Raw genomic sequence first — 9,891 nt, 5'->3', positions numbered from 1 at the left:
CCGGCGGTTGACGGAGTGACTCATGAGCATCGAAAAATTAACCCAGCAGCCGCTAACGATTGGCGTGGAACTGCCGCTGGACAATGACTGGTCGACCAGCGGACAGCTAAAACGGCAGCGTGACGGGCGACCGTTTGGCGTGCCGGATATGAGCGAGCACGCGGAGCGCATTAAACTGGCGGATACGCTCGGTTTTCGCGCCGCCTGGATCCGCGATGTTCCGCTTTACGATCCGCAGTTTGGCGATGCGGCTAACGTTTTTGAAGCTTTTACCTACCTCGGCTATTTATCGAGCCTGACGCAAAATATCTTGCTGGGTACGGCGGCAGTTGTGCTGCCGCTACGTCAGCCATGGCTGGTACGTAAAGCCGCCGCCACGGTGCAGGCGCTCAGCGGCGACCGGCTGCTATTGGGCATCGCCAGCGGCGACAGGCCAGTCGAATACCCGCTATTTGGTGAAGACTACGCCAGCCGCGGCGAGCGTTTCCGTCACGGCGTGAGCGTGCTGAAGGGCGAGACCGATCGTCAGCTGGAACCGGGCCTGCAGTTATTGCCAGCCAAACCGACCCCGCCGCTGCTGGTTGCTGGTTTGGCGCAACAAACGGCGCAATGGGTAGGCAGTAATATGGATGGCTGGCTTGCCTATCCAGGCCAGCCTGACGAGCACGTTAGCCGCGTCAAGCTGTGGCGCCGGGTAGCGGGCGAGAAACCCTATATCAGCTTTATCCATCTGGATCTGCAAGATGACGCCAATGCGCCGATTCAGCGCCATCGTTTCGGCATCAGCAGCGGCCGCCATGGTCTCATTCAGGAATTAAATGCGATGCGCGATGCCGGCGTGAACCATATCGGACTGCATTTTCGTCGCAACCAGCGTCCGCTGGCCGAGACGATGCAGGAGATTGGCGAACTGGTGCTGCCGGCATTCCATTATTAAAGTACGCCGTCACCGCCGTCTGAACACCAGACCTGGCCGGAGGCATACGAGCAGGCATCAGAGGCGAGAGTCACATACAACGGGGCGATCTCAACGGGTTGCCCTGGCCGCCCCAGCGGCGTATCGCCGCCAAAGTTTTGCACTTTTTCCGCCGGCTGTCCGCCGCTTGACTGCAGCACCGTCCAGTACGGGCCGGGAGCGACTGCATTGACCCGGATCCCACGCGGCCCTAACTGCTTAGCCAGCGATTTGGTGAATGCCACCAGACAGGCTTTGGTCTGGGCATAATCCAGCAGGATTGGGCTCGGTTTAAAAGCCTGGACCGAAGAAGTGTTGATAATCACGCTTTGGGCTTTGAGGTGCGGCAGCGCGGCTTTGGTTATCCAGAACGGCGCATAGACGTTGGTTTTGAAGGTCGCATCAAAATCGGCAGTGGTGAGTTGCTCAATTTTTTCACAGTATTGCTGACGACCTGCATTGTTCACAACAATATCCAAACCGCCAAGACCGCTTACCGCTTTTTCCACCAGCGTTTCACAGAAGGATTCCACGCGAATATCGCCCGGTATCGCCACCGCTGTACGGCCTTCCGCTTTAATAAGCGCGATGACGGCGTCCGCATCGCTCTGTTCTTCCGGAAGATAGTTAATGGCAACATCCGCGCCTTCGCGGGCAAAGGCGATAGCCACGGCGCGACCAATACCGGAGTCTCCGCCGGTAATCAGCGCTTTCTTACCCTTTAGCCGTCCTGACCCGCTGTAGCTGACTTCACCATGATCCGGTGTGGGTTCCATTTCGGCGGCCAGGCCGGGAGGCGTTTGCGGTTGATCGGGGAAAGGGGGTTGTGGCCAATGGTTGGTACGCAGTTTGTCATTATCCATAGCAATCTCCTTCACAGAAAAGAGTAATGATAGAAGGTATGCGGTTGTTGCGATAAATGTAAATCTTTGCCCAATGGGTATATTCCAGATTTTCTTTAGCCAACATACTGATATAAGGCGATTTATATGTGATTATTCATTTTATTATTTTTCGGATTATTCAATGAAATATTTAAAAATAGAATATTTAATCTTATTTACAGTTCTTTTTGCTCATTCGTCAGGCACTAAAAATTCTGGCTTTGCCGGCGCGTTTATTTCATCTGATTAATATGATCTTAGCGAGATATTGGTTATTTTTGTCGTTCCGTTATTTATTTTTGTATTAATTATGTAATGACTGTTAATATATTTTATTTGAGTTGCATATTTCACTTATTGCTCCAGACTTAACTCTCGACGGCGATGATTTAGAGCGTTAAATCATCTTTTACTAACCCAGCTAAAAGGTAAACGTTATGGCAGAGCACAGAGGTGGTTCAGGTAATTTTGCAGAAGACCGGGAAAAAGCATCTGAAGCCGGACGTAAAGGCGGACAGCACAGCGGCGGGAATTTTAAAAATGACCCGGAACGTGCATCCGAAGCCGGTAAAAAAGGCGGTAAAAACAGCCATGGCGGCGGCCGTAAATCCGGTGATAGCTAGCTTGTGAATATAAGTAATTTGATCTGGTAGCTGCTGTTAAAAATACCCTGCGGGTCATCCGGCCCGCAGTTTTTTAAAAGGTGTGACTTATGAAAATACAAACCATTGAAGATATTTTTATCCATTTATTATCGGATACCTACAGCGCGGAAAAACAGTTAACCCGCGCGCTGGCTAAGCTATCCCGCGCCAGCGCATGTGAAGAGCTACAAACGGCATTCAGCGCTCACCTTGAGGAAACACAGGGCCATATAGAACGTATTGATAAGCTCCTTGAACAAAATGATCAAATTCGCCTGAAACGGATGAAGTGTGTGGCGATGGAAGGGCTTATCGAAGAGGCCAACGAAGTGATCGAAGCGACGGAAAAGAACGAGATCCGGGATGCTGCGCTGATAGCCGCCGCGCAGAAAGTTGAACACTATGAAATTGCGGCCTACGGTACGCTGTGTACGCTGGCAGAGCAGCTCGGCTATAAAGCCGCGGTGAAACTGCTGGCGGAAACGCTGGAAGAAGAAAAAGACGCTGATATGAAATTAACGGACATCGCCGTTGGACACGTCAATCAGGATGCCCAACAGTCCGCTTAATCCTATCTAAGGCATCAGGCAAAAAAATGAGTCTTAGTCCGGTTGTAATAAAAAGGTGTCATCTCGTCGCGGCGATAATGTGGTTTGTACTGGCTATACCGTCGGTAATATGGTGGAAAGACAGTGTCCTGTGGGTCATCATTATTAGTATTTATGCAAATATTGTCGGCCACTTATCCGGGTATAGCGCAGTGCGAGCCGACCAGGCCGCAGAAGAAAATGAAGATAAGGCTGAAGAGTAATTATCTTGTTATAAAGAGGTTGTTATGACTGATATTGAAAATTATCACGATTGGTTGCGTGACGCGCACGCTATGGAAAAGCAGGCCGAATCGATGCTTGAATCGATGGTCAAACGCATCGACAGCTACCCGGAATTATGCACCCGCCTTGAGCAGCATCTTTTTGAAACCCGTCGGCAAATTACCGTGCTGGATGATATTATTGCGCGCAATAATATTTCCCGCTCGGTTCTTAAAGACTCAATGAGTAAAATTGCCGCGATGGGACAATCTATTGGTGGAATGTTTCCACAAGATGAAGTGGTGAAAGGGGTGATCAGCGGCTACGTTTTCGAGCAGTTTGAGGTCGCCTGTTATACCTCCTTATTAACCGCCGCGCAAAAGGTCAACGATCATGATTCAATTGCGGATTTAGAAAGTATTCTGGCGGAAGAGAGAGGCATGGCCGAATGGTTGCTGCAACATATTCCGGATATTACGGAGCAATATATTATCCGCTCCGAAACGCCGGGTTTTGATGCCAAACGTTAGCGGCAAAAGGTCTGTAAATGATCCGTCTCCTTGCTATCTTGTCGCGTATTAACGATAGCGCGCCGCCGCTAACGGCAGCAGGGCGGCAAATTACATTAGAGATAAATTTTGACGCGCACTGTCAGTGTCCGTCATTGACCCCGAGGCAGCAAATTCTGGTAGATAAACTGGCCAGACGCTCGAAGCCCGCGCAGAGAAAATAAGAGCTTATATCTCGGGTATGCTTCGGGCGCTCGTGATGTTCTGCTGATACGAGGGGGAATAATGCCTCGCCAACCGTGGTTTCAAAACGCTGTAATTTATCAGGTTGATACCTCGCTGTTTTATGATGCCAATGGTGATGGCTGTGGCGATCTGGCCGGGATAAGGCAAAAACTCTATTACTTACGTAGCTTTGGGGTAACGGTATTGTGGTTAACCCCCTTTTATCTGACGCCATTTCTTGATGACGGTTACGACGTTCAGGATCACCTGCAGCCCGATCCGCGTTTTGGGCAAATCAGTGACGTTATTCAACTGATTGATGACGCGCGGGAACTGGGGATACGCGTTATCATTGAGTTGGTTATCCAGCATACCTCTTCGCAACACCCCTGGTTTCAAGAGGCGCGTAAAAACAGACATTCTCCTTTCCGGCCATATTATCTGTGGGCCGATTCGCCGCCCAAACAGGACGATCCGCCAATGTTTCCCGGTGTCGAAAAGAGCGTCTGGCGCTGGGATCAACAGGCGGGACAGTATTATCGTCACATGTTCTATCGCCACGAGCCTGATCTCAATCTGGTGCACCCTCCGGTGATAGACGAAATTGACAATATTGTGCGTTTTTGGCTGCGCGTAGGGGTGAGCGGTTTTCGGCTTGACGCCGCCTCGCACCTGGTGAAACAAGCCGGAAATGGCGACGAAGAGCAGGGGTACTGGATATTGGCCCATCTTCGGCAACTGGTTGAACAGACCAATCCTGAAGCCATTCTGCTCGGTGAAGTTGACGTGGCAGTGAACGATTATCGTCACTATTTCGGCCACAGCGATCGCCTGCAACTGGTGCTTAATTTCTGGCTGAACAAATTTTTTTACGTCAGCCTCGCCCGGCAGAGTGCGAAGCCGCTCGTTAGCGCGCTGCAAGCGATGATTAAGCCGCCGCCCGGTTGCTGTTTTGCTAACTGGCTACGTAATCACGATGAGCTCGACCTGGAGGGTATTGAGGACGCAGACAGGCAGTTTGTGCTGCGCTGTTTTGCCCCCGAGAAGTCGATGTCAGTCTATCAACGTGGCATTCGCCGCCGCCTGGCGCCGATGCTGGAGGGTAATATCCGTCGGCTGGCGCTTTGCCATGCGGTGTTACTGTCGCTGCCTGGCGTGCCTGTGATGCGCTATGGCGATGAAATCGGTATGGGCGAGGATCTGTCGCTGAAAGAGCGTTATGCCGTGAGGACGCCTATGCAGTGGTCAGCCGGGGTGAATGGGGGCTTTTCCACCGCCGCGGCGGAAAAATTACTCGTCAGGCCGGTTGCCAGCGGTTCATGGCGATATCAGCAGGTCAACGTCGAACTGGCGCTGCGCCAACGCCACTCGTTACTGCAGCAAGTGCGGCAGATGGTTCAACTGCGCGCCGAATACCATGAGCCGGGCACCACGCCCTTTGAGCTAGTATCCGGCTTGCCGCCATCGGTGTTAGCGCTGCGCTACCGCGGTCAATCTCGCGATCTGCTGATGCTGGCGAACTTCAGCGAATGCCCCGTAGAGGTACGATTGCCGCGTCAGGAGACAGGTTACTGGTCCTGCCTGCTGGAGGACCGCCGTTATCGCGATCGCCTTACCGGCGGCAAGGTCTGCCGGTTACAGCTTGCCGATTACGGTTATCGCTGGTTTAGCCGCCAGCACGATTAACGGCGCTTGCGCGGGCGGCGTAGTAGTCCGCGTAATATCATCAGTCCAAATGCGATCCCTACGCCAGATGCGATTTTACCAGGCAAATCGGCGCTGACGTTAAATGAACGCTGGCGAGCGCCGGCGCTAAATGTCCCGCGAGTGCTGTGCTCGCCCCGCACGGCAGAATAGAGATCGTCTGGCTTTTCGCTACGTTTCGCTTGCGCTGTCAGCTGACCTTCCCAGGCTTTGTTAACCATCAGGCGGTCAAGTAGTGAAGGGAAGAAAAACTGGCCAACGATGGATTGAATGGTGCTTTTACCTACCCACAATTCGCGAACGGGGCGCTGAACGACGCTGAAAATCGCCTCTGCCGCCACCTCCGGTTGATAAACCGGGGGAACGGGCTGCATCTCTTTATCCATTTTATTTCTTGCCCAACCAAACTGCGTCGTATTCATTCCCGGCAGTTGGACCATGGTTAATTGGATCCGGCTGCGTTGATGCATCAGTTCGGTTCGCACAGCATCGGTAAATCCGCGAATCGCTGCCTTCGCGCCGCAATACGCCGATTGCAAAGGGATGGAACGCCAGGCAAGCGCGGAGCCCACCTGGATTATTATACCGCGGTTTCTGGGGCTCATGACTTCCAACGCGGCGCGTGTGCCGTTGACATAACCCAGATAGGTCACCTCCGTCACGCGGCGAAATTCCTCATCACTCATCAGATGGAAGGGCGCTAACACCGTGGTCATGGCATTATTGATCCACACTTCAATGGCGCCAAGCTGGGTTTCGATTTCTGCCGCGGCTTGCCGCAGCGAGCGTGCATCAGCGACGTCAGCGCTGATAACCTGCGTCCGGACGCCATACTGGCGGCATGCGTGTTCGGCCTCCTGTAGCCCGCTTTCATCGCGCGCAATAATCGCCACGTCATAACCGGCTTTCGCAAAGCGTAGTGCCGTTGCTTTACCGGCGCCCGCGCTGCCGCCGGTGATAACCATTACCGCCATAGTCGCCTCAATTGATCGGAACATGGCATTTCGCCATGGTGTAGTGGTCACTGAGTACTTGAGTATTATTGATTCATTGCTGGCTGGTGGTCGGAAATATCCGAGAGTACTTATTATGGCTAACAGGCGACATTATTTATTATGGCAATGGCCAAATTTCATGACAACGCTACAATTTATCATTCAATGCCGCAAAGTTGGAGGTGGTATGTATATTAATTATGTTACTGAAAAAGAAGAGGACGACCCGACACGGGCACCTGAGTCAGGCGATAAACAACCGGAACGCGATAAGTAACGTCTCTACGCTTCGGTCGGAATGATTGAAATCTGGCCGTTACGTTCGAGGATCGCAAATTTAATCTTCTCAAGTTGATATATACCATGGTGCTGTCGCGCGGCGAGCAATATGTCATCCACAGAGATATTGACCATTTTCATTTTATCGTCAGCGACAACACCATTTTCTACGATGATCGTCGGCGAACCATCAAGATAATTCTCTGCCTGTGAAAAGCGCTTCTTAATATAGCCAAATAAAATATCCACGCTGACCAGCGTGACAATAGTCAGCATTGAACCGGTAACAGAATAGTCGGTGCTGAGCATGGCCTGCTGGGTGGCCTCACTGATAATCAACAGTAAAATCAGATCAAAACTGGTGAGTTGCATAAGCGTTCTTCTGCCAGCAACTTTAAAAATAATCAATAAGATAAGATAGATTGCGACGGCTCTGAGCACCATTTCCATCGTTGTGGCTCCTACGGAAAGACAAATTGGTTAAAGGTGACGGCAGGTTGCCGGTTCGCCTGTAGTGTCGTGGAAAGGTTGCCAAATGTTTTTGGCGTGATAGATAACCACAGCGAAAGCGGCGCGCCACTGCTATTTTCATTGTAAACCAGTATCAGATGACCGTTAGCGCTGTACATATTATCGGGCTGCGGTCGAATATCGCCAATTTGGTAATGGCTTAATAACGTGGGTGAAAAATCCACTGAGGTATGAGCGAGGCCACTGTTTTTTACCTGAACATTGACTTCGGTTTCGCTCATTAGCCTGGCAAAACGGTCATAGTCTACCGTTAATGATGAAGAGGAATTCTCATGATGGGCGGAGCTCAGGAAGCCAGATGAAAATAAACCGCATAATGCGGTAATTATAATAATGGCGAGAAAAACCACCCCATAGCGCCGGAAGTTATACTCGAAGCGTAACGCCCGTAGATTCTCGTTTATCTCTGGCGGATCCTGTTGATTATTGTCCATCTTTCGGCTCCAGCATGATGTTTATATTTAACGCTACGATAGCGACGTTGTTATTTTAGCTGATATCAGAATTATTGACGTTGTTAAAATCGCTATCCGCGACCAGACTTTAATAACAGTCTGCTGACATGAAAGGTGAAATAATGAGGAAAAAGCTAATCGCAACACTCTGTTTGTTACTCACCGCTGGCGTCTGGGCTGAAGAAAAGGGCGGTTTTAAAAACGATGCCGCACCGCCGCCGCCGCACCAGCTGGATGACGGCTATCGCGGTATGGAGGATGGCCGGATCATGACCATTGAGCAGGCGAAAACCATGCACGACGGCGCGACTATCTCCCTGCGCGGCAATGTGATTAAGCATGAAGGCGACGACCGCTATCTGTTCCGTGATAAGACCGGAACCATTGCGGCCATAATTCCGGCAGCCGTTTTCGATGGCCAGGAAATCAAGCCGGACAAACTGGTGAGTATTAACGGAAGCCTGGATAGCAAAATGACGCCGCCGCTGGTGCGGGTTGATAAGCTGCGCAAACAAGCACCCAATTAACCGGAGAGCCTGAGTATGAGCAGAGCGCATCACCATGAACTCGATAAACGCGGTAAACACCCGGCGCGAGAAGAGCCGGGTAAACACGGTGAGATCCCGCGGAAACGGGATGATAGCGACGATCACCGAAGCGATCCCTATCATCCGACGGAAAACGCCAAAGCGGTATGTTTCTGCTGAGGGTAATGAAACCCCGCGCGGCGCGCGGGGTTAGCGTTTACTCACGTAACGCGTTTCGCCAGTCAGCAATCAGGTCCTGCGGATCTTCAATACCTACCGAGAGTCGAATCAACTGCGGCGTTATGCCATTCGCCAGCCGCTGTTCCAGCGGAATGGAGGCGTGCGTCATGCTGAATGGCTGGCTCACCAGGCTTTCCACACCCCCCAGGCTTTCCGCCAGGGTAAATAACCGGAGTTTTTTGATGATGCGCCCGGCGTAGTCATCATCTCCTTTGACCACAACGGAAATCATACCGCCTGGCAGGGCCATCTGTCGGCGGGCCAGATCGTGATGGGGGTGGCTGGCGAGCCAGGGGAACCACACTTTTTCGACCTGCGGCTGCTGCTCCAGCCATTCCGCCAGCAGCAGAGCGTTGCTGCTATGACGTTCTACCCGCAAAGCCAGAGTGCGAATGCCGCGCAGGGTCAGGAAGCTGCTGAATGGGTCAAGTACGCCGCCGACGGCGTTTTGCAGATAGCCCAGCTTCTCGGCCAGCGCCGGATTATCGCCAACCACCGCCAACCCGGCAACGACATCCGAATGACCGTTGAGATATTTGGTCGCTGAATGCACCACGATATCAAAGCCCAGTTCGATAGGGCGATGGATGATCGGTGAGGCAAAGGTATTATCGGTGACGCTGATAATGTTATGTCGACGGGCAATCGCGGCAATGGCCGCAAGATCCGCCAGCTTGAGTAACGGATTGGTCGGCGTTTCCACCCAAATCATCCGCGTATCAGGGCGGATCGCGGCTTCGATGCCTGCCAGATCGTCAGGTTTGACCCAGGTCACCTGCAGACCGGCGCTACGGCGGCAAACATTTTCAATCAGCCGGTATGTGCCGCCATAAACATCATCTACCGCTACCAGGTGGCTGTCCTTATCCAGCAGTTCCAGTACCGTGGAAATGGCCGCGAGGCCTGAAGCGAAAGCAAACCCCCGGCTACCGCTTTCCAGCTCCGCGATGGCCGTTTCCAGCGCGTGGCGAGTTGGATTGCCGCTACGCGAATATTCATAGCCGGTATGCTGACCCGGCGCGGGCTGGGCAAAGGTGGAGGTGGCGTAAATTGGTGGCATCACCGCGCCATGCTGGTCGTTAAAAATGCCGCTATGGACGCTGAGCGTCTGTAAGTTTTTCATGTTCGTTC

At 52.2% G+C, this 9,891-nt stretch carries 14 protein-coding genes; 9 read left to right on the top strand and 5 right to left on the bottom strand.

The features are described 5' to 3' along the window. The first annotated feature begins 22 nt into the window (after positions 1-22). Positions 23-937: a TIGR03571 family LLM class oxidoreductase gene (locus PGQ95_RS08165; RefSeq protein ID WP_430917659.1), complete on the top strand. Its 915-nt coding sequence runs from the start codon at positions 23-25 to the stop codon at positions 935-937. On the opposite strand, the gene PGQ95_RS08160 is transcribed toward PGQ95_RS08165, so the two are convergent. Next, the gene (locus tag PGQ95_RS08160) at positions 934-1,818 is read right to left on the bottom strand and encodes an SDR family oxidoreductase (protein ID WP_430917657.1); all 885 of its coding nucleotides are present in this window, start codon (positions 1,816-1,818) and stop codon (positions 934-936) included. The genes PGQ95_RS08165 and PGQ95_RS08160 overlap by 4 nt on opposite strands. A 458-nt stretch (positions 1,819-2,276) precedes the next feature. Between PGQ95_RS08160 and PGQ95_RS08155 the strand changes: the two genes are divergently transcribed. The 5 genes from PGQ95_RS08155 (at position 2,277) to PGQ95_RS08135 (ending at position 5,715) form a co-directional block, all read left to right on the top strand. Beyond that, positions 2,277-2,462 carry a general stress protein gene (locus PGQ95_RS08155; RefSeq protein ID WP_004143718.1) on the top strand — a complete coding sequence of 62 codons (186 nt, stop codon included), beginning with the start codon at positions 2,277-2,279 and terminating at the stop codon, positions 2,460-2,462. Positions 2,463-2,551: 89 nt separating this feature from the next. After that, a complete protein-coding gene (locus tag PGQ95_RS08150; RefSeq protein WP_015366681.1) occupies positions 2,552-3,052 on the top strand; it encodes a ferritin-like domain-containing protein in 501 nt (166 codons plus the stop codon). 26 nt (positions 3,053-3,078) lie between these two features. Further along, a complete protein-coding gene (locus tag PGQ95_RS08145) occupies positions 3,079-3,294 on the top strand; it encodes a hypothetical protein (protein ID WP_323786832.1) in 216 nt (71 codons plus the stop codon). Between the two features lie 24 nt (positions 3,295-3,318). Next, on the top strand, positions 3,319-3,825 hold the full coding sequence (locus tag PGQ95_RS08140; protein WP_015366679.1) for a ferritin-like domain-containing protein: 507 nt from the start codon (positions 3,319-3,321) through the stop codon (positions 3,823-3,825). A gap of 264 nt (positions 3,826-4,089) precedes the next feature. Further along, positions 4,090-5,715 (top strand): alpha-amylase family protein, encoded by a 1,626-nt coding sequence (locus PGQ95_RS08135; RefSeq protein ID WP_430917654.1) that lies wholly within the window; start codon positions 4,090-4,092, stop codon positions 5,713-5,715. Here PGQ95_RS08135 and PGQ95_RS08130 read toward each other — a convergent pair. Further along, positions 5,712-6,707, bottom strand: coding sequence for an SDR family oxidoreductase (locus PGQ95_RS08130; RefSeq protein WP_430917745.1), 996 nt, complete (start codon positions 6,705-6,707; stop codon positions 5,712-5,714). The genes PGQ95_RS08135 and PGQ95_RS08130 overlap by 4 nt on opposite strands. Before the next feature lie 22 nt (positions 6,708-6,729). Here PGQ95_RS08130 and PGQ95_RS08125 point away from each other — a divergent pair, with 22 nt between their 5' ends. Continuing rightward, a complete protein-coding gene (locus tag PGQ95_RS08125; RefSeq protein ID WP_213794120.1) occupies positions 6,730-7,005 on the top strand; it encodes a hypothetical protein in 276 nt (91 codons plus the stop codon). Between the two features lie 5 nt (positions 7,006-7,010). Here the strand turns inward: PGQ95_RS08125 and PGQ95_RS08120 are convergent, their stop codons facing one another. Together PGQ95_RS08120 and PGQ95_RS08115 are read right to left on the bottom strand one after the other, a co-directional pair. After that, positions 7,011-7,457: a DUF421 domain-containing protein gene (locus PGQ95_RS08120; RefSeq protein ID WP_087860738.1), complete on the bottom strand. Its 447-nt coding sequence runs from the start codon at positions 7,455-7,457 to the stop codon at positions 7,011-7,013. 11 nt (positions 7,458-7,468) lie between these two features. Beyond that, entirely contained in the window at positions 7,469-7,972 is a 504-nt protein-coding gene (locus tag PGQ95_RS08115; RefSeq protein WP_430917652.1) for a hypothetical protein, read from the bottom strand. Between the two features lie 143 nt (positions 7,973-8,115). Between PGQ95_RS08115 and PGQ95_RS08110 the strand changes: the two genes are divergently transcribed. Together PGQ95_RS08110 and PGQ95_RS08105 are read left to right on the top strand one after the other, a co-directional pair. Then, a complete protein-coding gene (locus PGQ95_RS08110) occupies positions 8,116-8,520 on the top strand; it encodes a YdeI family stress tolerance OB fold protein (protein ID WP_087860740.1) in 405 nt (134 codons plus the stop codon). A 15-nt stretch (positions 8,521-8,535) separates the two neighbouring features. Further along, positions 8,536-8,700 carry a hypothetical protein gene (locus PGQ95_RS08105; protein ID WP_015705356.1) on the top strand — a complete coding sequence of 55 codons (165 nt, stop codon included), beginning with the start codon at positions 8,536-8,538 and terminating at the stop codon, positions 8,698-8,700. Between the two features lie 37 nt (positions 8,701-8,737). Here PGQ95_RS08105 and PGQ95_RS08100 read toward each other — a convergent pair whose 3' ends face one another. Next, positions 8,738-9,883 (bottom strand): trans-sulfuration enzyme family protein, encoded by a 1,146-nt coding sequence (locus PGQ95_RS08100; protein ID WP_430917650.1) that lies wholly within the window; start codon positions 9,881-9,883, stop codon positions 8,738-8,740. Between the last annotated feature and the right edge of the window lie 8 nt (positions 9,884-9,891).

This window comes from Klebsiella sp. 141240 (genome assembly GCF_050600805.1).
Lineage (GTDB): Bacteria > Pseudomonadota > Gammaproteobacteria > Enterobacterales > Enterobacteriaceae > Klebsiella > Klebsiella aerogenes.
Note: the sequence above shows the minus strand (reverse complement) of the source record. Positions and strands in the feature narration are given on the sequence as shown.